This is a genomic window from Kribbella sancticallisti (assembly GCF_039530625.1).
Lineage (GTDB): Bacteria > Actinomycetota > Actinomycetes > Propionibacteriales > Kribbellaceae > Kribbella > Kribbella sancticallisti.
In genome coordinates this window covers 488,096-511,869 of record NZ_BAAAOS010000007.1, presented here as the reverse complement: position 1 = coordinate 511,869, position 23,774 = coordinate 488,096, and the positions used below count along the sequence as shown (strand labels likewise).

The following is a 23,774-nucleotide window of genomic DNA, read 5'->3' as shown; positions in this document are numbered from 1 at the left end:
GTGGCCGCGCCTCGTCACGCCCCCACGCCGCACATCACGAACTCCGGCTGTAGTACTAGGCAGATTTCCCCGATGCGCGGCAGGATGTTGTTCTTGAGGTGCAGTTGATAGGTGTAGAGCGTTCCCGGTGAGTACCTGTCAGCCTGGACCTTCTCCTCAAGTCTCGCGATGTAGAGGTCGGCGGCAACGTTGAACCGAGTCGACAGAGTGAGCAGGCCAGACGAGGTGAGTTGTGACCGCTCTTTCAACCTCGCAACGAGATTAGATCCGGCAGCGGTCGCGCTCTTGCCGTACGCCTCCACCTGGCGCGTCCGACCGTTGTAGTCGCGATAGTTGGTTACGGCTCGGTACCCGTCGGGCTTACCCTTCGCGTTCGTGTGCGTGACGTAGGTCCTGATCTTGCCCCACGTACCAAGCTCCAAAGGCTTGCGTGCCATCTCCTCGCCTTTGCCTTAGGACGCGGACTTCTGGGATTCGAACCACGCGATCACATCTTCAGGCGCGTACCGGATGTGCTTGCCGATGCGTACGCCAATCGGGCCGTAGCCCTGGCAGCGCCATCTGTACAGCGTCTTGATCGGTACCCCCAGATACTCCGCTACGTCATCAACGGTCCATCGGCGTTGAATGCTGGCAACCATCGTTCGACCTTTCTCAGTTGGGATCTTCGAGGGATAGGGCTTCGAGCTGGTCTTTGGCGATGCGTCGGTGTTCGCGTGCTTTGGCGGCGGCGGTGTTGGCGAGGAGTGCGTCGCCGATGGTTCGCCAGCCGGTGTTGGCGTAGGTGAAGTTGCCGACGATGAGGGTGGTTTCGGTGTCGGCGGTGTGTTCGGCGGTGCGGTGTCGTTCGCGGCGCCAGTTGCTGCGGGCTTCGCGGAGTGCTTTGAGGGTGGTGGAGTACTGGCGGCTCTTGGTGGAGAAGTGGCCGCCGAAGCCGAGCATGTGTGCCCAGCGTTGGAGCCTTCGGTAGGACAGGCGTCCGGAGTTCTTGGCGGCGTCGGTTTCGTCCAGGTCGGAGCCGGGGCGTCCTAGTCGCCAGCAGGCGTCGACCAATCGGCCGGCATGTGTGTACGGGGTGGCGTAGCGGCGGACGGTGGCATTGGTGAGCCGTGCGGAGGAGTGGCCGGTGGCTTCGGCTGCTTTGGTGGCGTACTTGGCGAGGTAGCCCGCGACAGCTGTTTCGGTAATGACGCCGTCGACGACTTGGCGAACGGGACGTACGTCGAGTTGGTTGCCCCACTCAATGAGCCAGCCGTCCGGGTTGTCGGGGTGGGGCAGGGACCGGAATCGGGTGGTCTCGACGGCGCGGCGGATCGCGGCGGCGAGGAGGGGGAAGTCCGCGGTGAGGTGTGGAGTAGCTATGACGCCAGGGGCGATCGGGTCGACGCCGTCGAGGCGGACCAGGGCGTGGAAGTGTGCGACGCCGCGCGCCTGCATTTCGGCGACTTTGCCGTAGGAGATCTTGACCTGGATGCCGTGGTGTTTGGCCCAGCGGCGGAGGGTGTCTTTGGCGCGTTCGATGGTGCGTCGCCACAGTTCGCCGGATAGGACGTTCCAGACGACCTGGTGGTCGTGATCGTAGCAGTCCAGGCACAGTGGGGTGCCGAGGATCTTCTCGCCGTCGCGGTGGATCTGTGAGCAGCGCTGGTCGATGCCGTGAGGGCAGAGGTCGGGTTTGCGGCGTGGTCTGCAGATCTGGTTGCGGAGTTGCCCGTCTCGTCCTCGGGTCTTCCTGGCGGAGTGGACTGGTCCGAAGGATGGTGCGGTGAAGGTGACGAAGGCACAGGGGTGTTGCTGGACCGATGCGGGGATGCCTTTGCCTCCGGTGAGTCCGGCGAGGACGAGTTGGTAGGTGTCGCCGCGGTAGGTTTCTGCGCAAGAGGGGCAGACGGCGGCGCGGCGGTTGCCGCAGGCTTTGTAGATGACGCCGTCTGGCATGTCGTCGGTGTGGCGGGTGGAGATGATGCGTCCGGTGCGTTCGGAGACGATGTGGGACTCGCCGCGTAGCTGGATGGGTCGAACGCAGCCGCCGGCGGATGCGGTGTGGTCGAGCCAGGCGCTGTAGTCGGCGGTGGTGGCCGCGCGGTGGATAGCTTCTTCGAGCCCTGACGCGGCGTTGTAGCGCTTGCCGAGGTCGAGCGTGTGCTTGTGGTCGGGGGTGGCCTGTCCTAGCCCCTCGAGGCCGCTTAGGACGTCTTGGGTGTTGGTGGTGGTGATGGTCATGTTCGGCCTCCTTTCGTTACCTGCGGGCTGCGTTTCGCGGCGTAGCGTTGGGGCTAGCTGGCTCCGTGTTCACCCCCGACGCGCGCCAGTCAGACTGGCCCCGCGCCACCCCCCGGCCGGGGTCGGTCGTTGTGCAGGTGTCTGGTCGGCCGATTGGTTTCGGGCATCGGGCGAGGTCTGCATGGGGAGCCCTCGTGGTCGACGGTTACGTGTCAGGCGGTACGGGCCGGGGCGGGTTCGAGGGTGGTCAGGCCGAAGAGGTGGTAGCCGCAACCGATGCAGTAGCGGCCGACGGTCTGTTCGCCGAGGACGACGGAGGTGTAGTCGTCGCCAGGTTCGAGGACGGTGGGGCACCAGTCGTGGTCGCCGAGGTGTTCGGCGGCGACCCAGTCGCACAGGAAGGTGCTGTCGGCAACATCGCGGCGGGCGGTGAGTTCGGCGTAGGCGTCGATGTCGATGGTCATCGGTGGTCCTTTCGGTAGTGGTTGGGGGCGTGGTTCGGTGTTCGCCCTCATCCCCGGGAGTCGCCTTCCGGGGATGGGAGCCAGCAACGGACCGGTGTTACTCGTCTGGTTCGAACTGGGTTTCGCAGACGTCGCAGGTGATGGAACCCTCTTCGAGGACTGATTTGGCGACGCGGATTCGGCGGGGGCACTGGCATGCGCAGGCGACCGCGTTGTTGGAGTTCTTCTCTTTGCCCGACCCCAGGACTTCGGGGTGGCGGTAGGCCTTGAGGGCTTTGGTCAGGTCGGTGATGACGTGGCTGTAGGCCTTGGTGGTTTCGTCTCGCAGGGTGCAGGCCGACCAGCCGAACTTCGGGTCTTTCGTGGGTTCGAGTCCGAGTTCTTTGGCGTGGGTGGCGAACTTCTCGTTGTGCCATCTGCCTTGGCGGCTGGTGTCTTTGATCTCGCGGGTGTTGGCGAGGCCGCGTGCTGCTTCGTGGAGCAGGGTGGTGAGAACTTCGGGGACGGGTCGTTTGAGTCCTTCGCCGGAGATGAGGACTTCGGCGAGCTGGTTGTCTCCGTGTTGCCAGCGGGTCGGGGCGTAGTGCCCGTGCTTGGCCTGGCGGGTTGCGGTTCCCGAGCCGACGACAATGACGGCTTGCGGGACTTCGGGGTGTTTGGTGCGGATGACCGACCAGGCGTCTTCGAGTGCGCCGACGAGTTGTGCGGCGGTGAAGTCTTCTTGACGCTTACGTGTCAGCCGCGCCTTGGGCGAGCCGGTGAGTGTGGTCGGCTTCTTCTTGGTGGCCTTCTTGATCGTGACGGTGACTGCCGGATGGCTGGTTCCGGTGCTGGGCTCGCGGAGTTTGTTGCGTACGGCAATCAGCGACTGGTAGCCGGTGGCTCGTCCGCCCTCTTTGGATCGGACTTGGTCCATGCGGTGCTGGACAGAGTCGAGCGCGGCGGTGGGTGTGCCGTTGTAGATGGCGGTGGTCTTGGAGACCGTCCAGCCGGTCAGCCCGGTTAGGGCTGCCACATTGTGTCTGGTGAGACCGGTCAGTTTGGTCGTGGTCGCCGGCCTGGCGGGCGCGGTCGGGGTGGCCGATGCGCTGGTCATGTGGTTGAGGTTGGTTGGCTCGGGCATCACTGGTCTCCGATCCACCTGGTGCGAAGGTCGCCTTGGATGCGGCTCTTGAGGTCGAAGAAGACCGCGAACAGGTCGAGCGCCTCTCCGTAGGTGGGGTCGTCGACGATGGTGTCTTCGTCGGTGGTGCCGAGTCGCTGCTCGGCTTCCTCGCGGACGGTTTCGCAGTGGTCGAGCACATCGTTGAAGACAGCCTGGACGGCGTAGTCGAGTCGCTGGTATCGAGTCGCCCGTCGTTTCGTGACGGCAGCGGTGGTGGTCTGGGTCATTGCGGTCCTCCAGTCCATTCGTCGGGGACGTAGAGCGGTTCCTGTGTCCACCCATCGGTTTGCGTGGCGTGCTGGATCTGGTGTTCTTCGAGCAGTGCTCGGGCTTCGTAGAGTGCGTCGATCAGGTGGCTGATCGCGGTGACCGAGCCGGTGACGAGTTCGATCTCGATCGGGTTTGCCCCTAGGTCGATGACGACCTGTGGGGTGACGCCGTTGCAGGCGAGGTTGATGCCGGTGACGGCGTTTTCGGTGAAGTCGTAGCCGATGATGACCCGGTCGTGGTGTTCGTTGCCTTCAGCATCGAGGTAGGTCATGACGTCTCCTTGCGGGTGACGTAGGCCTGTTGCCATCGGCCGTTGAAGGCTTGGCCGCTGCGGAGTGCGGACCAGCACTGGCCGCAGCGGTGGGGTTGTGTGGGTGCGTAGACGAAGGCTCCGCAGTCGTGGAGCCATCCGAGTTGGCCGTCGCTGTCGCGGACGGTCGTGAATGCGTCTGCAGGGACGGGTTTGACGGTGATCATGCGGCCTCGCCTCCGTCGTCGGGTGTCGTGCGGGTGTTGGTGCGGATGTAGGCCGCTTTGGTCACGAGTCGCTGAATGTCGCGGTCGGACAGGTAGGCGGTCTTGATGCGGCGGGGGAGCCCGCCTTCGGTGAGCAGCAGGCCGACCCCGAGCTCTTCGGCGGCGATGCGCTTTGCTGAGTGGCCTTCACTGGCCCAGCCGTTGCCGAGGATGATGTCGCTGGAGGAGTCAGTGGTGCAGCGGAACGCGAGCCGGTAGGAGAACAGGTCGCGTAGCGAGGTGGGGATGATGTCCGCAGAGGGCCGCTGGGTGGCGGCGATGACGATGATGCCTGCGGCGCGTCCTCTGGCGACGAGGTCGCGGACGAGGTTGATGAACTCTTCTTTGGTTTCCTTGGTGCCTACGGTGACTGAGAAGTAGGCGAGTTCATCGATGACGACGACAACGGCTTTGAGGCCGTCTGCCTTGGTGATCTTGCGTCGCCCGGAGCGGGCGAGTAGGTCGTAGCGGTCGTCCATGACGGACTGGACTCCACGCAGAGTCCGGAGCGCCTGGTGGACGTTGTTGCCGACGAACTTGTCGGCCACGGGTGCCCAGGGCAGGAGTTCGACGAGTTTGCCGTCGATCAAGACCAGTTCTGCGTCGGTGCAGAGCGCCGCGTGGGCGACGATGTTGTTGAGGGCAACGGATTTGCCGGAGCCGGGGACTCCGGCGAGGAGCATGTTGCTGTACATGAGCGGGACCGTGACGTGGTCGCCGTTCGTGTCGGTGCCCAGGTGGGCCGGTTGGTAGATGGACAGTCCCTTGATGCGGGACGCGGGTGCCCCCGGCTTGCGCCGGGGGTCGGTGGTGCGGAAGAAGCTAGACATAGTCGGATACGTCTTCTCCGTTGACGAGGATCACCGAGCCGCCATCAGGGATGGCCGCGGTGGTCTTCTTGGTTTTGCGGGTGTCACCACGCGCCGGAGGCTCGTCTTGGACGAGTGGGGCCGGCTGTTGTTCGGTGGTGGGGTTGACGGATCCGATGAAGTCCAGGACCGCGTCTTTGGCGATCTCCCCATCAGGGAGGTCGCTGGTCTCTTCGAGTAGTGGTGAGGTGAGTACCGCCTTGGACAGCGGGTCTCGTCGTTCGATGTCGATCCGGATCAGTGCCGCGTTGCGGGCACTGCGGGAGATCACGGCATGTCGGGCCCAGCAGGCCGACGAGATGGTCTCCGACCGGTTCTCCAGATCGGTGTGTGACAGGCCGGGTCGCATCCACAGCCAGACCGATTCACCGGTCTTGGTGGAGAAGCAGCCGATGATGAAGGGCAGGTTCCCTGAGTAGTTCAGGGTCCGCATCTCGGTCAGGCAGGCGCGAACGCGGTGCCGGGTGATGACGCACCAGAACCGGTTGCGCAGGAACCGGCGCGTAGGGCCGATGGTGAGCGCAACGCCCACAGGTGTGGCCATGGCGAGCACCGAGGCGATGGGGGACCAGCCGGTGTCGGTGATCAGGTGATGGAGCACCACGAGCGTGGTGATGGTGACGGTGATTTCCCAGCGCCAGCGCCACACGATGAGCGCGATGACAACCGGCAGTGACTTCGAGGGCCGGATGAATGTCTCAACAGCGCCAGAGGCCGACGCGCGGCCACGGCGACCGCCTAGGCGTGAACGGCTGGAACGGGTAGATTTGGGCATAACTCGCCCCTCCCAATGGGTGTGGTGAGAGATGGAGAGACACGAAGCCGGGATAGGTTCCTAGGCCAGAAGCCCGACTTCGTGTCCGTGTTCCATGGGAGCGGCCCTTTCGGGGGCCGTTCTTGGTTTAGCGGTGGCTCTGCGGCTTTGACACGTAAGCGTCAGCCGCGGTTGACTCGGCGGAAGCCGCCTTCCAGACCGCGTACGCGTAGTCGCGTGCGGCATACAGATCGAGGCGGCGGTTGTGGGCCTCGCGGTAAAGATCCAGCAGGTGCCAGAAGACTTCAACGGCATACAAGGTGTCGTTGACAGTGGTGTAGGTAACCAGCGGCTCGACCTCGGTCAGAGCCTTGGCGACGGCGACATCCAGATAGGAGATCACCATCTCGATTTCGACGATTTCGTTGCACGTGGCCACATACTCGGTCCGTGCCTGATTCGCGGTGATGGTTCGATGCTCCATCGGCTGCGACATGACTACCCCTCAACTGAGCAGTTGCACGAAATCACGGGACGAGTGGAGATCAGGCAGCCTTGCCAGCGGCCTGAGGGTTGAGCGTCTTGGCCCGGTACGCCGTGCCGTTCTTGCCGTTCGTGGCCCACGGGATGGCCTCAAGCTCGACCGGTACGACAACGGAACCAACGTTGACCTTCGGCATGGCATTGCCCGCCAGAGTCACGTTGATCACCTCGCCGCCCGTCTCGTCGAGCGCCATCACCTGAACCACCCACAACAGCTCGTTGGTGTTCCGGTCCGCCTTCTGCCGGCCGTTCTGGTCCTTCTTCTCCTCCACAGCCTTCGTGACGGTGAACGTCTTGCCCGTGGTGTCGATCGTGAGCTTCATGAGGAATCGCCCTTCCTAGGCGTCCGACCCGCTGCGGTTGAGCAGGTGTTCTAGTTCAGAGCCTAGAACACCTCGGAATCACGGACAAGCCTGAAATGTAACGAATTGATTACTTAGCGTTGACACGTAAGGGTCAACCGTGATTGGCGATCAGTCGCCGAGGCGTCCCCGGTAGGTCACGCGGCCGAAGGTGATGCTTTCGCCGTACTCCAGGACCTCGCCGGTGTCGTCGTAAATCCAGTTACGACCCAGCATGATGAGTGCGCCCTTATCGAGCCCCAGTGCTTCAGCCTGCTCCGCGGTTGCCTGTGCGGGCTCGAACTGATCCTGCCAAGCGTCGACAGTTCGCTTGAGGGTGTTGGCGATGTAGGCGAAGGTTCCTTCGCGGATCCGCTCAGGACTCAGCAGGAGGGGGGCGCGTTCAGCGAGATCGCCTTTGAAGTATGAGGTGGAAGCCGAAACGGGCGCCCCGTCAGCCCGATGGGTGACTCGCACGCGTTGAATCACCGGACTGCCGGCCTTCAGGCCGAGTGCGTCCGCGATCTGCTCAGATGCCTTGCCTAGCTTGGCTTCAGTGATCTTCGCGTATTGGCCAGTGGGGTAGACCTTGCCTGTGCGCCTGGACTTGTCGACGCGATCATTCGCAGCCCTGCCACGCTCTTCCTCGGTTGTGACGATGCTGCCGACTCCGCGTTCAGGCCTGATGTAACCCTCTGCCCGCAAGCTGGTCAGAGCCCTCTGTGCGGTCGCGATTGCCACGCCGTAATCACGCATCAGCGACCGAACAGACGGCACGAGATCGCCAGCCTGTAAGTCACCATTCGAGATCCTGTTACGGATCTCGGTAGCGATCTGCTGATACGGCGGTGCGGGACGCACCAACTTCGGGGGCATGACGAGACCTCAAACTCTCCAATCGGTGTTCTAGAACACCGCAAGCATAAACGGGAGCGCACACGAAGGTCTAGTAATCGTCCCGCGCGTTGACACGATCGATCCCGCCCAGGCCGGTGGCCTTCACAGAACGAGCGACCTCGATGTCAGCAGGGTCAGCCTCGATCCCTTGCGCCTTCGCAGCGAGCAACCTGTGATGCACCGCCTGCAACTGAAGGACCTCGCTCAGGCGAGCCTCTTGAATCTCTTCCCACGTAGCCATCGTCAGTCCCACTTCAGCCCAGTAATCCGCTCATACATCGCCACGTAGCGAGCCCGCGTCTCATCGACGACCTCAGCCGGGATCTCAGGACCCGGGGGAGTCTTGTCCCAAGTGCCCAGGCCCCGAGCCCAGTCCCGCACGAACTGCTTGTCGTAGGAGACCTGACGCTGACCAGGCTTCCAGTCCTCATCGCGCCAATACCTCGAAGAGTCCGACGTCAGAACCTCGTCCGCCAGGACGAGCGTGCCGTCTTTCGCGAGGCCGAACTCAAACTTCGTATCAGCAAGGTGCACGCCGCGGGCGGCGCTGATCGCAGATGCCTTGGTGAAGAGCTCCAGTGTCTTGGCCTCAAGCGTCTTCGCCAGGTCCGGGCCAACGGCCTCAGAGACCTCATCAAAGGTCATCGGCTCGTCGTGCCCATCCTCGGGCGCAGTCTTGGTAGTCGGCGTGAAGACCGGCTGCGGGAGCTTGTCGCCCTCTCGGAGTCCCGGGGGAATCGACACCCCAGAGATCTTGCCGCTCTCCTGGTAGGCATCCCATCCAAGCCCAGCGAGGTAGCCGCGGGCGATGCACTCAACCTGGATGATGCCTACCTGCTGACACCGAACCGCACGACCCTCAAACTCGGCCGGCACATCGGTACTCGAGATCACATGATTCGGCATCACATCCGCGAGCTGCTCAAACCACCACAACGAGAGACTCGTCAGCAGCTTGCCCTTGTCGGGTATCGGCGTAGGCAACACCACGTCGTAGACCGACACACGATCAGTCGCAACGAGGATCACCTCCCCAGGCCGATCGCTGTACACGTCCCGAACCTTGCCTCGATGTAGCAGCTCCACGACCACTGTTCTAGCACACCATCGATCAGACGCGTCCACTGGTCGTGCAGCGCATTGCGACACAAGCCTCGCGGCCAAACGGATCCACACCCGCCGCGCTGGTCGACAGCGCCGCGTCCGTGATGAGTGCAATTGGGCACACCGAACAACGCTGACTACCTGGCCGGTGGAACCCCTTGATCGACGAGCGCCTCGACTCTGCTCCGGACGCCCCGTTGGGAAGCGATGTTGAGGACCTTGCGCGCCGCTTGAAATCCTAGAACTCTTCAAACAGTCGCAGCTGCAATCGTCTTGCCATCGGGGGGTGCGTCGGCCACATCCTCGTGGTCGCGCACTGACACATCGAATGGGGAATCTCGAACGGCAACATCGGAACGAGCACCGTGCACTTCCCAGTTTCGTTCCACATACAAGGAACTGACCGTAGGTGGGGCGCGATCGTGAGGTCTTGGAACTTGCGGTAGCCGGTGATCCGAACCTTCTCGATCACTCCTGCCCTCCCGCCGACAGCCCAACGAACCGCTCGAAGAACTCTCCGAGGCGAGCGAGCACACGCTGCTTCTTCTCGCCGTGGCCGCCGGCCGCCGAGAAACGGGAGGCTGGCGGCAGAATCCTCGTGATCGCCGTGCCGGTAGTGGGGATGACGCCGTCGCGGAAGGCATGCTCGATGAACGCCTTCGTCTCCTCCTGCTTGAGACTCTCGTCGGTGATGATGGCGTCCAGTTCAGCAGTGCGCTTGGCGTCCACATAGGCGCGCCACTCTTCGTCGATTTCGCCGCTGGCAGACACGCGGTCGACGAAGTCCATGATGAGGTCCTTCTTGTTCCGCAGCGTCAGGCTGGAGTCGACGGCACGCTGGATCTTTGTGGCGGCAGCGAGCTCTTTGTCTGAGCCGTTGCCACGCGCTTCGCGCCACTTCTGGACGAGCATCAGGATGTAGTCGACGTTGATCTCGACCTGCTTGATGAGCTCGATCTCGAAGACGATGTCGTCGTTGATCGACTCCTTCTCTGCCTCACCCTCCTTGCGGAACTCGGCGTAGAAGTTCAGATAGACGCTGCGGTAGTCCTGGTTCTGGCGCTCGCTCAGAATCTCGTTTCCAGCGAACTCATCGAACGAGGTCAGAATGTTCTGCAGGCGCAGGATGGCACCAAAGAGGGCGATGAACGCCTTCTGTGCAACTTCACCAACGATCGACTCGCCGAGTGGGAACTCCGTCAGTAGCTCCTGAACCCGCTCGCTGTACTCGCCGTAGTAGTCGGCGTACGGCTTGAGCAGGACGATGCCGCGGGCTTCCTTGTTGCCGAACAGGGCGATGGCGTCGTTGGTCTCGTCCTCGAGGTCGCGGAAGGAGACGATGTTGCCGTAGGTCTTGACTGAGTTCAGGATGCGGTTGGTGCGTGAGTAGGCCTGGATGAGACCGTGGTTGACCAGCCGCTTGTCGACGAAGAGCGTGCTGAGCGTGGTGGCGTCGAAGCCGGTCAGGAACATGTTGACTACGATGACTAGGTCGATCTCGCGGTTCTTCAGCCGCAGCGACAAGTCCTTGTAGTAGTTCTGGAACTTGTCGGCCGAGGTGTCGAAGCTGGTGCCGAACACTTGGTTGTAGTCCTGGATGGCCTGGTCGAGGAAGTCGCGCGAGGACTGGTCAAGCGAGCTGGTCTCGAAGCCTTCTTCGTCGAGGTAGTCGTCACCGACCTCCTCGTTGGCGGCGTAGCTGAAGATGATGCCAACCTTGAGCCGACGGTCAGGTGTCAACTGCTTCTGCTGCGCCTTGAACTCGGTGTAGTAGCGCTTCGCGGCGTCGATCGAGGCGGTCGCAAACAGCGCATTGAAGCCATGGACGCGCTTACCCTCGAGCGAGTAGTGCTCAGCGCGCTTGGTCTTCTGGTCGAAGTGCTCCAGCGTGTACGCGACGACCTGGCTCAGCCGCTCCGGGGCGAGCAGCGCCCGCTCGGTGTCGATGGCCGAGACCCGCTTGTCGTCGACGCCCTCGGGCAGCTTGATCGTGTTGACGTAGTCGATCCGGAACGGCAAGACGTTCTTGTCGTTGATCGCGTCCATGATGGTGTAGGCGTGGATGGCCAGCTGGTGCTGCTCGAGCGGGCACTTGGTCGCGTCGCCGTGGGCAAAGCAGCCGAAGGCCTGCGCTGTGGTGCGCAGATTCGGGTTGCCACCGCTGCCCGCGTTCAACGAGAAGATTGGCGTGCCGGTGAAGCCAAACAGGTTGTAGCGCTTGAACGCCCGCGTGATCGAGGTGTGCATGTCACCGAACTGCGAGCGGTGGCACTCGTCGAAGATGATGACGACGTGGCCGTCGTAGATTGCGTGGCCCTTGTTCGCCGTGATGAAGGTCGAGAGCTTCTGGATCGTCGTGATGATGATCTTGGCGCTCGGATCCTCTAACTGTCGCTTGAGCACCGCAGTCGAGGTGTTGGAGTTGGCAGCGCCCTTCTCAAAGCGGTCGTACTCGCGCATCGTCTGATAGTCGAGATCCTTGCGGTCGACCACGAAAAGCACCTTGTCGACGTCCGGCAGCTTCGAGGCAAGCTGCGCTGATTTGAAGCTGGTCAGCGTTTTACCAGAGCCAGTGGTGTGCCACACGTAGCCGCCGGCCGCCATGGTGCCGAGCTGCTTGTAATTGGTGGAGATCTCGATCTTCTGCAGAATTCGCTCGGTCGCCACGATCTGGTAGGGGCGCATCACGAGCAGCAGTCGGTCGGCGGTGAGCACGCAGTACCTGGTCAGGACGTTGAGCAGCGAGTGCTTTGCAAAAAAAGTCTTGGTGAAGCTCGTCAGGTCTTGAATCGGCCGGTTGGTGGCATCTGCCCATCACGAGGTGAACTCAAAGGAGTTGGACGTCTTGCGGCCTCGCTTTGCCCCAGTGCTCTCGCTCACGTGTTGACGGCGAGTGGTGTTGCTGTAGTACTTCGTCAGCGTGCCGTTGCTGATAACGAAAAGCTGCACATACTCGAATAGTCCCGAGCCAGACCAGAAGCTATCGCGCTGGTAGCGGTCGATCTGGTTGAAGGCCTCACGGATATCCACGCCACGCCGCTTCAGTTCGATGTGCGCCAGCGGGAGGCCGTTGACCAGGATAGTCACGTCGTACCGATTCGAGCGCGCTGCACCACCCTCACCCTGGCCAAGCTCGTACTGGTTGATGACGTGCAGGCGGTTGTTGTGGACGTTGGTCTTGTCGATGAGCTTGACGTTCTTCGTCGAGCCGTCGTCGCGCTTCAAGATCTGGACGTAGTCCTCTTGAATCCGGACGGTCTTCTCGACGATGCCTTCGTTCGCACCAGCGATCTTGTCGGTGAAGAAGGAGTCCCACTCGGTGTCGGAGAACGTGATCCCGTTCAGGGCTTCGAGCTGCGCGCGAAGGTTGGCAATGAGCTGCGCCTCTGTGACGATTGGGAGGTACTCGTAGGCCTGTGACTGCAAGAGCGCGATGAACTCCCGCTCCAGGTCGGCCTCGGACTGATAGGCCGTCTCGGTGTCCTCGTCCGGGATGAACTCCGCGACGACGGTGCTCTCCGGACTAACTGCGATCGGCTCGTAACGGTGTGAGCTGAGGTCGCTCATACCGCTGCCTCCTCGAAGGTCAGCAGCTTGTCGCGGTAGTAATCGTACTGGGTGCGACGAGCACGCAGTTCGGCCGGGAGACCGTCACTGAGGCTGTTTACAAGCACCTCGAAGTTGTCAAGGAGCCCGACGACGCGCTCCTGCTCGTGCAATGACGGGACAGGAATAGGAACCGATCGAACGATGTCCGCGTTGAGATTCGACACCGTGCTCGAGCCGGCTCGTCGCGCGAACTCTCTCTGAAGCGGCGCCGATCGCAACAGATGGTAGAGAAAATCAGGGATAAACGACTCGTTGAAGTTGCTTATTGCCAGCCAGCCGTCGTGGATTGCTCCGTCAATTCTGGAAATGTATGGTCGCCCGAAGCTCATCGAATTTGACAACACGAAGTCGCCTGGACGCACCATCCGTGACTTTGCAGCGCCTGCCTTTGTAACACGCTCAGCCGTGGCCGTGATGTACTTGCCACCTGCCGGGACGTCACCGATCTTGATCCACGGCACCCCGTCCTTGTCGTCGGTGAGGAAGGCCTGGATTGGACGAGGCGAAGCCCCGCGCAGGATTGTTGTGACCTCACCCATCGGCAACCGCTTCACGTCATCGTCGAACGTCATCAGAAAGTTGCGGTAGTAAGAATACTGCACCCGCCGAGCTCCCAGCTCTGCTTCCAGCGCACTAAAAGAGTCAAGAACACGAACGATCTCGCGCTGCACCTCGATGGGTGGGATCGGCACGTTGACCTTGGCGAGTCGAGCCTTCGATACATTGAAGCGCGTAACGCCACTTGCAGTGCGTACGAGTTGCTTGCGCACGCTGCCCGAGCGGAACAGGTACTTGGCGAACTCAGGATCGAAAATGGCCAGATCATTGAGCCGGTAGCCGATGCTGAAGCTGTTGAGATAGAGCGGCTCATCGATCTCTGTCGTCACAACTGACGACATCGCTACCTCGTCCGACGTCTCCGACGACCCTGTGAAGAGGATGTCGCCGCGCGACAGCGTGCGTTGCCTCTCGCCCGGACTGACGCGAACGAAGTCATCTGCGGCAGTATTCACCGCCAGGTTGTTGAAGACATTAACATATGAGACGAAACGAGCGCTGCCATCAGAGAAGTCGGACTTTGATTTTCCGGTCAACCCGCCGAAGATTGTTCCTAGTTCACCGAGCGATGCATACCGAACTCCATTCGGGCAGAGCTTTTGGATCAGATCGTCAATGCGACTCACGACTCCCCCTCGAGGTCCGCCACGATCGCATCGATCTGCGTGCGCAGGTCGACCTGGCGCTTGACGATGCCCGCGATCTGCTCGTTCAGTGCAGTAATATCTACCGCTTCGGTGGTGTCCTCCTCCTCGACGTATGACGACACAGTGAGGTTGTAGTCGTTTGCAGCGATGTCCCCGTTCGCGACGAGCTTGGTGAAGTGGTCGGTATCCTCGCGGGCGATGAAGGCGTCGAGCACCTTCTGCTGGTGCACCGGCAGAAGCTTGTTCTTGTTGCCCAGTCGCTTGAACTCAGCCGAGGCGTCGATGAAGAGGACGGAGTTGTCCTTCTTCGACTTCTTGAGCACCAGGATGCAGGTGCTGATCGTCGTACCGAAGAAGAGGTTGGGCGGCAGCTCGATCACAGTGTCGACGTAGTTGTTGTCGACCAGGTACTTGCGGATCTTCTGCTCAGCGCCACCGCGGTAGAGCGCCCCAGGGAACTGAACGATGGCCGCGGTGCCGTTGACCGCCAGCCACGACAGCATGTGCATGGTGAAGGCCAGGTCGGCCTTTGACTTCGGTGCGAGCACGCCGGCCGGTGCATAGCGTGGGTCGTTGATAAGCAGCGGGTTCGCGTCCCCAGCCCACTTGATCGAGTACGGCGGATTGGAAACGATCGCCTCGAACGGCTCGTCGTCCCAGTGCTGCGGGTCGGTGAGCGTGTCACCGTGTGCGAGGTCAAACTTCTCGTAGTTGATGTCGTGCAGGAACATGTTAATGCGCGCCAGGTTGTATGTGGTCAGGTTGATCTCCTGACCGAAGAAGCCCTGGCGGACGTTGTCCTTGCCAAGCACCTTGGCGAACTTCAGCAGCAGCGAGCCCGAGCCAACTGCCGGGTCGTAAACCTTGTTGACCGACTTCTTGCCGACCACCGTGATGCGAGCCAGCAGCTCGGAGACCTCCTGCGGCGTGAAGAACTCACCTCCAGACTTGCCAGCGTTCGACGCATACATGGTCATCAGGTACTCGTAGGCATCGCCGAACGAGTCGATGGCGTGGTCGTTGAAGTCACCGAGGTTCAGGTCACCGGTGGCGTCGAGCAGCTTGATCAGCTTCTCGTTGCGCCTGGCGACGGTGTTGCCAAGCTTGGCGCTGTTGACGTCGAGGTCGTCGAAGAGACCTTTCAGGTCGTCCTCGCTGTCGGTGCCCAGCGCCGATCCCTCGATGTTCTTGAAGACTCGGGCGAGGGTCTCGTTGAGGTTCTCGTCGCCTGCGGCGCGCTTGCGGACGTTGGCGAACAGCTCGCTCGGCAGGATATAGAACCCCTTCTCGTTGACCGTGTCTTTACGGCCGAACTCGGCGTCCTTGTCGCTGAGCTTGGTGTAGTCGAAGTCGGTGTCGCCAGCCTCGCGCTCCAGCTTGTTCAGGTAGGTGGTGAGGTTCTCGGAGATGAAGCGGTAGAAGAGCATGCCGAGGACGTAGCTCTTGAAGTCCCAGCCGTCCACACTGCCACGCAGGTCGTTGGCGATGCGCCAGATGGTCTTGTGCAGCTCGGCGCGCTGGCCCTCTCTGCTCTGAGGCACCATCAGGCAACCCCTCCGATGAGGCACCAGGTTGATCGAGTGATGCGAGAGCCGCTTGTCATATGTCCCCTCATCTACCATCCATTCGAACGTTTGCGCGACACCCGTCTTCCAGTGCGGAGTGGGTCGCACTCCTAAGGATGGCAGTAACGTCCCACAGTTTCGGGGAGATGGCGCGAGCCGAGAAGCGAATCGCCCGAACGGAGGGCATGCCATCCGACTCGTCAGCTGACAAGTTTCTCTACGTCTTCAAGACGGGCCCCTCCAGGGCCCGAAAGGCGCGCCGCCACCACAGGACCGGGGGAGCGGGGCAGCCTCCGGCTCCTCGCCCAAGGGCTCGTCGGCCCCGTCCCCCGTTGGCTTGGCGCGCATGTGCCAGGGGGTTGCCGCTCACAGACAGCAGGACCTCGCCATCAACTATCGACGCCCTGTCGATGTACTCATCCATCCTTCATTGGCCGGCTACCCGAGGCGTGGGGGCAAGGTGCTCTCCCGTCTGACCGTGATACCGCATCGCCCCGCTAGCAATCATGGGAGGGGCGGTCCGGCGCGGCCCGCCTCAAGGGCGCCTGCGGCGTCGCTCCGCGATCGAGCAAGCTCGCCCCTTGACCCGCACCGCCCCGAACCTAAGGGCGGCAGCTATCGGGGCGATGCGGAGGACTGTCCATGTGGATACCGCCCGGGCCAAAGAATCGGCGACAGCGCTGTACGGGCGACACCACTTAGAGTCACTGGCCCCTTGACACGTGAGAGTCAAAGCAGGCACATTGACGCGGGGGCGCCGGGGGACGCAGTCACTGAGTAGGGGGGCGGATGTCGACGAAGCTCGAACAGTGCAGGGATGAGCCCACGTTCCAATCTTCGTCCGCATCATGAGTAGGACGAATAGTTCGTTCATGAAGGACGCTCAGCCACGTCCTAGGACCGCTCTCCGACTCCTCGTGTTAATGGGTCACCTCACCTCGGCCGAACAAGCGGGGCACATGAGTCAATCTTTCCTGAATGGCGGCTTTCGAAGATGAGTGTCCAGGGCGGCGTTTACCAGCCACCAACGGTCGCGTTCATGAAATCCATGCAAGACGAAGTATCCGTTCTTCGATTACTACTCGCACAGCGCAAGCTTTACAGTAGGGCCAAGAGGTGGAGCTTTCTGCGATGGATTGGATTCAGCATTCTTGGCGTTGCTGCACCAATTCTCACTGTACTAGTCCCGCAAGCCTCAGTCTTTGTGGGGGCATTAGCTGGAATCTGGATATTTCTATCACGCACTTGGTTTCGAAGTATCGAAAGTGGCCTCGCCGCCAAAGCTGCTTATGTTCAAGAGCGTTTCGATCAGGCAGTCTTTAAGATGCCCGACCAGATTACAAGAACGCCCTCTGCGTCGATGGAAGAAGTATCCTCGCTTACCGGCGACGATCAAACTGTTCTGAACCAAGCAAAGAAAGAGAAATTGACGGGCTGGTACCCCTTCGATGACCGTCTGAACGGTCTCGAGGCTATCGCCATAGCCCAACGGGCGAACGCTGCCTACTCTGAAAGATTGTTGAATGTAAACGGTAACGTTTGGCTCAGCACAACTGTTTTGTGGTCTTGTGCAGCGGTTATTGCCAGTCTAATAGTAGGACTCTCATTGCCTGAGTTCTTGCTGGGTGTCGCATTGCCGTTGCTCCCCGCGTTGCTTGATGTCTGGGAACAGTACCGGTCGACAAGGCGGGCAGGTCTCACGCGACGAACTATGGCGAGTGATATCGAGGCTTTCGTTAGGGGCCAGTCTTCGCGCCAACTCGCAGCCGAGGATCTTCTAGTTTGGCAAAGCCAGGTCTATGATTTACGACGAACGTCGCCGCAAATTCCCAACTTGGTTTATAAAGGCATGCGCGACCGCAATGAGCGTGCAATGAATGCAGCAGCAACCGAGCTTGCGGAGGCTGCCTTGCGCCACTCCGCTGGCGGCACATCACCTGGGGGGCATTAATGGCGCTGACGACTTATCAAGCATTCGATCAGTTCATGACGGACATCACGATCACCGAATATCAGAAGACGAGCATCGTCGCAGGGCGGAAGGCATCCGTAATTGAGAATCTGACATCGGCATTCCCGGGAAGTTCAGATATGCCGTTTTATGAAGGCAAACTTATCGGGTCAGCAGCAAAGAGTACTATCGTTCGGCCCCTAGATGATATCGACGTCCTGGCGGTCTTCTCGAATGAAAACAATGCCTGGAATAAGTACTGCAACGATTCCCAGGCCTTCCTGTATCGGATCAAGCAGGCTTACTCTGGTTTAGAGACAGCGCAAGTGGGCGCGCGAGGCCAAGCCATCCGGATATTCTTCCAGTCTGGCGGCCATGTCGATGTGGCTCCGGTATTTTTCCAGAGCGAGGATGTGTATCATCTGCCTAACGGATCCGGATCGTGGATTCTCACATCGCCTTTCATTGCTAATCGATGGTTCGCTACGAAGAATGCCGCGCTGGGCTACAACCTTGCGCCACTGGTGCGCTTGTTGAAAAAGTGGAACGCGGCACATTCAAAACGCTTGCGATCATTTCATCTGGAAACGATGGCTGGCCACACCTTCAGTGGCCTAGGCTCCAATCGCCGCACGTCGCTCGAAAAATTCTTCGAGTGGGCAGGCAGCCATTTGGATGTGACTGATCCGGGTGGTCAGTCTGGATCTTTGAGTGGCTACCTATCATGGAGCACCAGGGCTGAAGTAAAGACCTCATTCGACACCGCGAAGGAACGAGCAACAAAGGCCATCGCGGCGGAGGCAAATGGTGATCACGAGGAAGCAAAGAGGCTGTGGCGCATTATTCTGGGCAGCTCCTTCCCCAACTGATGCCGTCGACGGCATCAGACGCCTGCCTGTCAAATAGCCGCAGTGTGCCGCGGACGGTTCGGTCGAGGCATACGGCGGCGAGGTTCGGCGCTGGGCTGACTGGACGCCCGACGCGGGCGCGCTCAGAGTGGCCAGGCTTCGCTACGAGCTGCCAGCTGGCGGACTCTAAGCCAGTGTGCCGACGTGGCGCTACCCCATGTTCTAGCCCATGCTTTTGAACGCGAAACGACGCCAAACAGTAGGCGCCGTCACTTGACCACGTGGGCCAAAACCTCAATGTAATAGGGGATCTGAGCACCAAAGGGTAGTAACGCGCACAGAGTGCGGTGAAAGCGGTGGTTAGGGGTTCGAGTCCCCTCGTCGGCTCTCTGAACTGGGCATATTCCTCTCGAGGCATGTCCCCGAGAGGCGCCACTCATCCTTGTGAGCTCCCGCCTCGACACCTTCGTCAGAGATCGGGACCTGGCGGCACCTGTCGATCCTGCTCATGGATGGACCGCATCGCGTCGTCGAGGTGCTTCGCGGCCTCCGGGTTGCGAGCCTTACGCCCGCTGTAGTCATCCATCGTGGTGGACAGTCGCGAGTGCCCGAGCTGATCCGCGATCTGTCGTGGCGACTGGCCGGCATCTTCGAGGATGGTCGCTGTGGTCTTGCGGAACTTGTGCGAGGTGACCCATGAAAGCTCGTCTGCCACTGTGCGCATGCCAGCGAGTTCGATCATCTCCAGCAACGCCGACCGAGCGGCACGCGGTATCCGGTACGCGTTTGCGAGAGCGATCGCATCCTCGATCTCCACACGGACTCGTCCCGTCTCAATGAGACTGACTCGCGTCTTGGGCCACCCAGCTTGGCCACTGCCTGCGTCTGAGTCAGGTTTGCTGCTCTTCTGTGCCGTCGCAGTAGTGCACCGAGCTCTCGGCGTCGCTGACTACCAATGGGCCGGCGCGCATCGCGAAGCGCCTTGCTCACGTTGTGGGGGTCTCGGAAGCCTCCCTTCGAGTCGGGGAAGAGCGGCGCGTCAAGCGGTGTCCCCGGTTTCCAGCGATCGTTCAGCATCTCGAGTGCCCATTCCGGAAGCTTCAGGATCCGTTCGGCGGCAGCTGACTTCACCCGCCGCGGATGAGTCCTCGCCGCTTTATCCCCTGGATCTGATGGCTGCAGTCGACCTGACCGGTCTTCCGATCCAGATCCCGCCACGAAACGGCAAGGCACTCACCGATGCGCTCGCCGGTCGCGATCATGAACTTGCTGAAGTCGATCAGATCGGCCCTCACCGCTCGCTCATCCTGCCGCAGCAGTTCGAACCAGTCGTCGCGTTCGGTCTCCTCCAATGCGCGGGTCGGCTTCCGTCGCGAATTCGCCAAGGATGCGATCTCTCGAACTGGATTCAACTTCAACGCTCCGTACCTGACCGCGAGAGCGAATAAGCCGGCCAGGATGCTCTTGCAGGTCTTGGCCGATGCCGCTCCGACCTCATCCTTGATCGCCACGATCAACTCGATTCACCCGAGGAGTCGTAGCTTCCTCGAGAGCCAGCTCGCCGATCCGCGGCAAGATGTTTTTGTCAGTTTGATACCGATAGGTCTCCAGCGTGCCCGGCGAGTTGATCTCTGCCTTCACCAACGCCTGCTGATCCTTCATGAACAGCTCGACAGCCTTCGAGACTCGATCGGAAGCCTTGAGCTCGCCGGACTGCGCCAGCCGCTCACGCTTGATCAACCTCTCCCGCAAGCTGTTCGACGCCGCCGACTTGGTCTTCCCCCTGCGCCGCCACGAGCCGGGTCACGGCATCAAGATCCGGAAACTTCGCCCGAGCCTCGAACCGATTAGCAACCCCGGCATCGCTGTAGCCAACCGGTAAGGTCCGGATATCACCCCACGTACCCAACGGCAACCGCTTCCTCGGCATAGCCACCTCCTGACTCCGCAACCTTGTACGGCTGGCGAGTCAAGAAGTACGGCCCACCCACAGACCGCGTAGGAAGACACCTGCGCTACGACCGCCAGGACGTCATCGACTGGTACAAAACCTCCGTCACGAACACCCGGCCTCTGCAGATCCAGCAAATCAGCCTTCGTAGCCTGGCCTGGAGACAGCCTGCTCAACCGGCCGAGCAAGGCGTGCGATCCCGACAGGGCACCAGCGACGTTTCGATCACCGGACATGCTCACTGTCGCTTTGAGGAAGGCAGCGCGGTGGCGGAGCGCCAGATGGAGGCAAGTATCAGCCGGGCGAAAGTCTGCCTTGCTTTCTCAGTTCGTTGATCTCTGCCGTATCGAATCGGAAGCCTCTCAGGCCTGCCGATGCTCCGCGGCGATGATGGCTCGGCTTGATCGAGCCGGTGGTGACGGCCGATCGGCGATGCAGAAAGCGTCCCCGAGTGTGAGCCTCGATCAAGCATCGGTCTCGCCTCGCCGGGCGGCTGGTTGGCCGGTCCCGCCGATCGCGCTCACGACACCTCCAATGATCTGGCCGATCGTAGCGACCGCGGTCTGTGGCTGTGGCTGGCCGGCGTCGAGCCAGGCGATCACTGCTTCAATGGCGACGATGGGGACCAATTGCGCGGCCCAACGCAGGCCTGCCTCATCGGGCAAGGCCTCGCGCAGGTAGGGCTCGGCGGTCGCAGCCATCGCTGCCTGTAGCTCGTCAGCGTGCCGGCGGAATTCGGGTTCCTGGCTGGAGTGCCTGAAGAAGAGCCGGAAGCCGTCCGGGTTGTCTCGTGCGACCGCGACGAGGCCGCCAAGGCTCCCGGGCGTCAATTGGTCCGGGCCGCCGGTGGCCCGCCTCAACTGGTCGCCGACGTCCATGAGGACCGCCTCGTACAGCTCGGTTTTGGACTCGAAATGGCGATAGATCAGCACCCGGCTGACACCCGCTTCACTAGCGACGTCCTCCAGGCTGGTCGCCGCGAACCCGCCACGGCTGAACGCCCGCGCCGCAGCGGCGATCAACGCCCGCCGCCGCTCCGGCCGCTTCAGCAGCTTCCCACCGGCCGTATCAGCCACGTGTGTGCACCTCATCTGTTTACTCAAGAGTTGACACTTTCCTGTTAACACCTTCATGGTAGTGCCATGCCACCACGAAACTGCGCTCACCCACTGTTCGCGCGGTTCTACACCCGGATCAGCCCGGTGATGGACCGTCAGGGCGCGGCCGGGCATCGACAGCGCCTCTTGACAGGATTGACAGGTCAGGTGATCGAGGTGGGAGCCGGCGACGGAGCCAACTTCGCCTACTACCCCGACACTGTGAGCCACGTGCAAGCTGTCGAACCCGAGCCATACTTGCGAGCCAGAGCAGTCGAGCAGGCTCAACGTGTAGCCGCTCCGGTCGAGGTGATCGACGGCTTGGCCGAACGCCTCCCGGCCGGCGACCAATCGGTCGACGCAGTCGTGATCTCGTTGATGTTGTGCTCGGTCGCCGACCAGGCGCCGGTCCTGGAAGAGGCGTTGAGGGTGCTGCGGCCGGAAGGGCAATTGCGGTTCTACGAGCACGTTGCCGCCAGTTGCCCTGGCCGCCTCCAGACAACGCAGCGGATCGCCGACGCCACCGTATGGCCGTGGTTGTTCGGCGGCTGCCACACCGGCCGGGACACCGCCGCGGCTATCGCCGCAGCCGGGTTCGTGATCGACGAGATCGACCGCTTCGACTTCCCGCCAGGGCAGCCGTCACCGGCCGCACCGCACATCCTCGGCCGCGCCAGCCGACCCGTCGACGAGAAGGTGAGCGCATGAACGACCAGATAGCCGGTGCTGCGATCGAGATCCGCGGCCTGACCAAGACGTTCGGGTCGGTGCGGGCCGTTGACGACCTGAGCTTCACCGTCGCGCCACGCACAGTGACGGGATTCCTGGGTCCCAACGGAGCGGGCAAGACCACCACGCTGCGGATGCTGCTCGGCTTGGTGTCGGCTGACACCGGAACCGCCACGATCGGCGGGCGCCCGTACGCCGAACTGGCCCGGCCGAACGACGTGGTCGGTGCCGCGCTCGAGGCATCGGGGTTCCATCCCGCTCGCAGCGGCCGCCACCACCTGGCTATTTATTGCCGCGTCAACGGCTACCCACTGAATCGGGCCGACGAGGTACTGGCCACCGTCGGCCTGACCTCTGCAGCCAGCCGGTCGGTCGGCGGTTACTCACTGGGCATGCGGCAGCGACTCGCCCTCGCAGCGGCTCTGCTCGGCGATCCGACCGTGCTGGTGCTCGACGAACCCGCCAACGGGCTCGACCCTGAAGGCATCGTCTGGATGCGTAGCCTGCTACGAAAGTTGGCCGGTGAAGGACGCACCGTTCTGGTCTCCAGCCACGTACTGACCGAAGTGCAGCAACTCGTCGACCACGTCGTGATCATCAACCACGGCCGACTGGTTCAGCAGGGGCCACTGTCCGACCTCTTCGCCCAGCAAGCATCGGTGCTCGTCCGCACTCCGCACGCCGAGCGGCTCGCGACGGCACTCACATCCGCGACAGGTGGCCAGATCGAACGCACCAGCCCCGACACCCTGCACGTCGCCGGCATGGACATCGCCGCCGTCGGCCACATCGCCTACGCCGAACGCGTCGAGCTGCACGAGCTCACCACCCAGCACAGCGATCTCGAAGAAGTCTTCTTCTCCCTGACAGCCGCCGAACGCCCCTCCACGAGGTGAGCTGAGCATGCCTAATCTCATCGCAGCCGAGTTCGCCAAGCTCTTCTCCACCCGGCTATGGCTGTGGCTCCTGCTGGCCTCCGTAGGCCTGGTCGCCCTTTATGCCGGCCTGAACATCGCCTTCGCCGACGACCCCGACAACGTCACGCCCCCGCTGAACACGCCGGCCGGACAGCAGACGCTGTTCGCCGTAGCGGCCGGCGCCAGGCCTCTGATCGCGGTGCTCGGCGCCATCGCCATCACCAGCGAGTTCCGGCACAAGACTGCCACTGCTACATTCCTGGCCACCCCGCGCCGCGGCCAGGTCGTCATCGCGAAACTGGTCACCTACGCCATCGCCGGTGTCGCCTATGGCATCGCCTGCATCGCCAGTGTCATCGCCATTTCCCTGCCCTGGCTCGCAGCCAAGAACATCGACGTCACCCTCACCGGCAATGGGATCCCCACAACGCTCACTGGCGTCGTCGCCGCCTACGCGATCTTCGCGCTGATCGGCGTCGCCGTCGGCGCCCTCATCCGCGACCAGGTCGCCGCCGCCGTCGGACTGCTGATCTACCTGTTCGTCGTCGAACCCATCGTCACCAACATCCCGGCCCTCAGCAGTTGGACCCCCTACCTCCCCGGTTCCGCCGGTGCCGCACTCACCAACATCACCATCACCAACCAGGACTTCCTCGCTCCCTGGCTGGGCGCACTCGTGCTGATCGGCTACAGCGCGGTCCTGGCCATCGCCGGCACCCGCCTCGCCGTACGCCGTGACGTCGCCTGAGCATGCTC

At 62.0% G+C, this 23,774-nt stretch carries 29 protein-coding genes and 1 pseudogene; 5 read left to right on the top strand and 25 right to left on the bottom strand.

The annotated features are described in order from the left end of the window. Positions 1-14: 14 nt before the first annotated feature. From ABD255_RS05725 to ABD255_RS05630, 20 genes and pseudogenes are all read right to left on the bottom strand, one after another. Positions 15-437 (bottom strand): hypothetical protein, encoded by a 423-nt coding sequence (locus ABD255_RS05725; protein ID WP_344210524.1) that lies wholly within the window; start codon positions 435-437, stop codon positions 15-17. A 15-nt stretch (positions 438-452) separates the two neighbouring features. Continuing rightward, the gene (locus ABD255_RS05720) at positions 453-641 is read right to left on the bottom strand and encodes a helix-turn-helix domain-containing protein (protein WP_344210521.1); all 189 of its coding nucleotides are present in this window, start codon (positions 639-641) and stop codon (positions 453-455) included. A 13-nt stretch (positions 642-654) separates the two neighbouring features. Next, positions 655-2,223, bottom strand: coding sequence for a replication initiator (locus ABD255_RS05715; protein ID WP_344210519.1), 1,569 nt, complete (start codon positions 2,221-2,223; stop codon positions 655-657). A 212-nt stretch (positions 2,224-2,435) separates the two neighbouring features. Further along, positions 2,436-2,687, bottom strand: coding sequence for a hypothetical protein (locus tag ABD255_RS05710; protein ID WP_344210517.1), 252 nt, complete (start codon positions 2,685-2,687; stop codon positions 2,436-2,438). A 97-nt stretch (positions 2,688-2,784) separates the two neighbouring features. Beyond that, the gene (locus ABD255_RS05705) at positions 2,785-3,783 is read right to left on the bottom strand and encodes a hypothetical protein (protein WP_344210515.1); all 999 of its coding nucleotides are present in this window, start codon (positions 3,781-3,783) and stop codon (positions 2,785-2,787) included. 26 nt (positions 3,784-3,809) lie between these two features. Continuing rightward, the gene (locus ABD255_RS05700) at positions 3,810-4,079 is read right to left on the bottom strand and encodes a hypothetical protein (protein WP_344210512.1); all 270 of its coding nucleotides are present in this window, start codon (positions 4,077-4,079) and stop codon (positions 3,810-3,812) included. After that, positions 4,076-4,393, bottom strand: a complete 318-nt coding sequence (locus ABD255_RS05695) for a hypothetical protein (protein ID WP_344210510.1) — start codon at positions 4,391-4,393, stop codon at positions 4,076-4,078. The genes ABD255_RS05700 and ABD255_RS05695 overlap by 4 nt, the downstream gene beginning before the upstream one ends. Next, positions 4,390-4,599 carry a hypothetical protein gene (locus ABD255_RS05690; protein WP_344210508.1) on the bottom strand — a complete coding sequence of 70 codons (210 nt, stop codon included), beginning with the start codon at positions 4,597-4,599 and terminating at the stop codon, positions 4,390-4,392. Before ABD255_RS05690 ends, ABD255_RS05695 begins: the two co-directional genes overlap by 4 nt. After that, the gene (locus ABD255_RS05685) at positions 4,596-5,468 is read right to left on the bottom strand and encodes an FtsK/SpoIIIE domain-containing protein (protein ID WP_344210505.1); all 873 of its coding nucleotides are present in this window, start codon (positions 5,466-5,468) and stop codon (positions 4,596-4,598) included. Before ABD255_RS05685 ends, ABD255_RS05690 begins: the two co-directional genes overlap by 4 nt. Next, positions 5,461-6,156, bottom strand: coding sequence for a hypothetical protein (locus ABD255_RS05680; RefSeq protein WP_344210502.1), 696 nt, complete (start codon positions 6,154-6,156; stop codon positions 5,461-5,463). Before ABD255_RS05680 ends, ABD255_RS05685 begins: the two co-directional genes overlap by 8 nt. Before the next feature lie 253 nt (positions 6,157-6,409). Next, the gene (locus ABD255_RS05675; RefSeq protein WP_344210500.1) at positions 6,410-6,757 is read right to left on the bottom strand and encodes a hypothetical protein; all 348 of its coding nucleotides are present in this window, start codon (positions 6,755-6,757) and stop codon (positions 6,410-6,412) included. Between the two features lie 49 nt (positions 6,758-6,806). Continuing rightward, positions 6,807-7,127, bottom strand: a complete 321-nt coding sequence (locus ABD255_RS05670) for a hypothetical protein (protein WP_344210497.1) — start codon at positions 7,125-7,127, stop codon at positions 6,807-6,809. A 150-nt stretch (positions 7,128-7,277) separates the two neighbouring features. Beyond that, positions 7,278-8,021: a GntR family transcriptional regulator gene (locus tag ABD255_RS05665; RefSeq protein ID WP_344210494.1), complete on the bottom strand. Its 744-nt coding sequence runs from the start codon at positions 8,019-8,021 to the stop codon at positions 7,278-7,280. Positions 8,022-8,091: 70 nt separating this feature from the next. Continuing rightward, complete coding sequence (locus tag ABD255_RS05660; protein WP_344210491.1) at positions 8,092-8,283, bottom strand: hypothetical protein; 192 nt, start codon at positions 8,281-8,283, stop codon at positions 8,092-8,094. Between the two features lie 2 nt (positions 8,284-8,285). Then, on the bottom strand, positions 8,286-9,134 hold the full coding sequence (locus ABD255_RS05655) for a phosphoribosylaminoimidazolesuccinocarboxamide synthase (protein ID WP_344210489.1): 849 nt from the start codon (positions 9,132-9,134) through the stop codon (positions 8,286-8,288). Positions 9,135-9,614: 480 nt separating this feature from the next. Further along, entirely contained in the window at positions 9,615-10,406 is a 792-nt protein-coding gene (locus ABD255_RS05650; RefSeq protein ID WP_344210544.1) for a type I restriction endonuclease subunit R, EcoR124 family, read from the bottom strand. A 24-nt stretch (positions 10,407-10,430) separates the two neighbouring features. Further along, positions 10,431-11,948: pseudogene (locus tag ABD255_RS05645) on the bottom strand (type I restriction endonuclease subunit R); the annotation flags it as partial. A gap of 12 nt (positions 11,949-11,960) precedes the next feature. Beyond that, on the bottom strand, positions 11,961-12,713 hold the full coding sequence (locus tag ABD255_RS05640) for a type I restriction endonuclease (protein WP_344210487.1): 753 nt from the start codon (positions 12,711-12,713) through the stop codon (positions 11,961-11,963). Then, positions 12,710-13,939, bottom strand: a complete 1,230-nt coding sequence (locus ABD255_RS05635; RefSeq protein ID WP_344210485.1) for a restriction endonuclease subunit S — start codon at positions 13,937-13,939, stop codon at positions 12,710-12,712. Before ABD255_RS05635 ends, ABD255_RS05640 begins: the two co-directional genes overlap by 4 nt. After that, positions 13,936-15,504: a type I restriction-modification system subunit M gene (locus tag ABD255_RS05630; RefSeq protein ID WP_344210483.1), complete on the bottom strand. Its 1,569-nt coding sequence runs from the start codon at positions 15,502-15,504 to the stop codon at positions 13,936-13,938. The genes ABD255_RS05635 and ABD255_RS05630 overlap by 4 nt, the downstream gene beginning before the upstream one ends. A gap of 1,060 nt (positions 15,505-16,564) precedes the next feature. Between ABD255_RS05630 and ABD255_RS05625 the strand changes: the two genes are divergently transcribed. Both ABD255_RS05625 and ABD255_RS05620 read left to right on the top strand, forming a co-directional pair. Further along, on the top strand, positions 16,565-17,476 hold the full coding sequence (locus ABD255_RS05625; RefSeq protein ID WP_344210481.1) for an S-4TM family putative pore-forming effector: 912 nt from the start codon (positions 16,565-16,567) through the stop codon (positions 17,474-17,476). Then, positions 17,476-18,345, top strand: a complete 870-nt coding sequence (locus tag ABD255_RS05620; protein ID WP_344210479.1) for an SMODS domain-containing nucleotidyltransferase — start codon at positions 17,476-17,478, stop codon at positions 18,343-18,345. The genes ABD255_RS05625 and ABD255_RS05620 overlap by 1 nt, the downstream gene beginning before the upstream one ends. Positions 18,346-18,793: 448 nt before the next feature. Here the strand turns inward: ABD255_RS05620 and ABD255_RS05615 are convergent, their stop codons facing one another. From ABD255_RS05615 to ABD255_RS05595, 5 genes are all read right to left on the bottom strand, one after another. Then, positions 18,794-19,141, bottom strand: a complete 348-nt coding sequence (locus tag ABD255_RS05615) for a tyrosine-type recombinase/integrase (RefSeq protein ID WP_344210477.1) — start codon at positions 19,139-19,141, stop codon at positions 18,794-18,796. A 310-nt stretch (positions 19,142-19,451) separates the two neighbouring features. Further along, on the bottom strand, positions 19,452-19,835 hold the full coding sequence (locus ABD255_RS05610; protein ID WP_344210475.1) for a hypothetical protein: 384 nt from the start codon (positions 19,833-19,835) through the stop codon (positions 19,452-19,454). After that, the gene (locus ABD255_RS05605; RefSeq protein ID WP_344210473.1) at positions 19,819-20,064 is read right to left on the bottom strand and encodes a hypothetical protein; all 246 of its coding nucleotides are present in this window, start codon (positions 20,062-20,064) and stop codon (positions 19,819-19,821) included. The genes ABD255_RS05610 and ABD255_RS05605 overlap by 17 nt, the downstream gene beginning before the upstream one ends. Then, positions 20,051-20,254 (bottom strand): hypothetical protein, encoded by a 204-nt coding sequence (locus ABD255_RS05600; protein WP_344210471.1) that lies wholly within the window; start codon positions 20,252-20,254, stop codon positions 20,051-20,053. Before ABD255_RS05600 ends, ABD255_RS05605 begins: the two co-directional genes overlap by 14 nt. Before the next feature lie 485 nt (positions 20,255-20,739). Further along, a complete protein-coding gene (locus ABD255_RS05595; protein ID WP_344210469.1) occupies positions 20,740-21,297 on the bottom strand; it encodes a TetR/AcrR family transcriptional regulator in 558 nt (185 codons plus the stop codon). A 120-nt stretch (positions 21,298-21,417) separates the two neighbouring features. On the opposite strand from ABD255_RS05595, the gene ABD255_RS05590 reads away from it, so the two are divergent. From ABD255_RS05590 to ABD255_RS05580, 3 genes are read left to right on the top strand one after another with little or no spacing between them, the layout of a single operon-like run. Beyond that, a complete protein-coding gene (locus ABD255_RS05590; protein WP_344210467.1) occupies positions 21,418-22,080 on the top strand; it encodes a class I SAM-dependent methyltransferase in 663 nt (220 codons plus the stop codon). Next, complete coding sequence (locus ABD255_RS05585; protein WP_344210465.1) at positions 22,077-22,997, top strand: ATP-binding cassette domain-containing protein; 921 nt, start codon at positions 22,077-22,079, stop codon at positions 22,995-22,997. Before ABD255_RS05590 ends, ABD255_RS05585 begins: the two co-directional genes overlap by 4 nt. 7 nt (positions 22,998-23,004) lie before the next feature. Then, a complete protein-coding gene (locus ABD255_RS05580; protein ID WP_344210463.1) occupies positions 23,005-23,766 on the top strand; it encodes an ABC transporter permease in 762 nt (253 codons plus the stop codon). Positions 23,767-23,774 lie beyond the last annotated feature (8 nt).

What these genes read in the sequence shown, in the direction of transcription:
- ABD255_RS05660 (WP_344210491.1), bottom strand. Translation starts at nt 8,283, where the DNA reads ATGGCTACGTGGGAAGAGATTCAAGAGGCTCGCCTGAGCGAGGTCCTT.
- ABD255_RS05715 (WP_344210519.1), bottom strand. Translation starts at nt 2,223, where the DNA reads ATGACCATCACCACCACCAACACCCAAGACGTCCTAAGCGGCCTCGAG.
- ABD255_RS05585 (WP_344210465.1), top strand. Translation starts at nt 22,077, where the DNA reads ATGAACGACCAGATAGCCGGTGCTGCGATCGAGATCCGCGGCCTGACC.
- ABD255_RS05700 (WP_344210512.1), bottom strand. Translation starts at nt 4,079, where the DNA reads ATGACCCAGACCACCACCGCTGCCGTCACGAAACGACGGGCGACTCGA.
- ABD255_RS05580 (WP_344210463.1), top strand. Translation starts at nt 23,005, where the DNA reads ATGCCTAATCTCATCGCAGCCGAGTTCGCCAAGCTCTTCTCCACCCGG.
- ABD255_RS05620 (WP_344210479.1), top strand. Translation starts at nt 17,476, where the DNA reads ATGGCGCTGACGACTTATCAAGCATTCGATCAGTTCATGACGGACATC.
- ABD255_RS05590 (WP_344210467.1), top strand. Translation starts at nt 21,418, where the DNA reads ATGCCACCACGAAACTGCGCTCACCCACTGTTCGCGCGGTTCTACACC.
- ABD255_RS05625 (WP_344210481.1), top strand. Translation starts at nt 16,565, where the DNA reads ATGAAATCCATGCAAGACGAAGTATCCGTTCTTCGATTACTACTCGCA.
- ABD255_RS05670 (WP_344210497.1), bottom strand. Translation starts at nt 7,127, where the DNA reads ATGAAGCTCACGATCGACACCACGGGCAAGACGTTCACCGTCACGAAG.
- ABD255_RS05690 (WP_344210508.1), bottom strand. Translation starts at nt 4,599, where the DNA reads ATGATCACCGTCAAACCCGTCCCTGCAGACGCATTCACGACCGTCCGC.
- ABD255_RS05685 (WP_344210505.1), bottom strand. Translation starts at nt 5,468, where the DNA reads ATGTCTAGCTTCTTCCGCACCACCGACCCCCGGCGCAAGCCGGGGGCA.
- ABD255_RS05695 (WP_344210510.1), bottom strand. Translation starts at nt 4,393, where the DNA reads ATGACCTACCTCGATGCTGAAGGCAACGAACACCACGACCGGGTCATC.
- ABD255_RS05710 (WP_344210517.1), bottom strand. Translation starts at nt 2,687, where the DNA reads ATGACCATCGACATCGACGCCTACGCCGAACTCACCGCCCGCCGCGAT.
- ABD255_RS05630 (WP_344210483.1), bottom strand. Translation starts at nt 15,504, where the DNA reads ATGGTGCCTCAGAGCAGAGAGGGCCAGCGCGCCGAGCTGCACAAGACC.
- ABD255_RS05705 (WP_344210515.1), bottom strand. Translation starts at nt 3,783, where the DNA reads ATGACCAGCGCATCGGCCACCCCGACCGCGCCCGCCAGGCCGGCGACC.
- ABD255_RS05665 (WP_344210494.1), bottom strand. Translation starts at nt 8,021, where the DNA reads ATGCCCCCGAAGTTGGTGCGTCCCGCACCGCCGTATCAGCAGATCGCT.
- ABD255_RS05675 (WP_344210500.1), bottom strand. Translation starts at nt 6,757, where the DNA reads ATGTCGCAGCCGATGGAGCATCGAACCATCACCGCGAATCAGGCACGG.
- ABD255_RS05725 (WP_344210524.1), bottom strand. Translation starts at nt 437, where the DNA reads ATGGCACGCAAGCCTTTGGAGCTTGGTACGTGGGGCAAGATCAGGACC.
- ABD255_RS05600 (WP_344210471.1), bottom strand. Translation starts at nt 20,254, where the DNA reads ATGCCGAGGAAGCGGTTGCCGTTGGGTACGTGGGGTGATATCCGGACC.
- ABD255_RS05720 (WP_344210521.1), bottom strand. Translation starts at nt 641, where the DNA reads ATGGTTGCCAGCATTCAACGCCGATGGACCGTTGATGACGTAGCGGAG.
- ABD255_RS05640 (WP_344210487.1), bottom strand. Translation starts at nt 12,713, where the DNA reads ATGAGCGACCTCAGCTCACACCGTTACGAGCCGATCGCAGTTAGTCCG.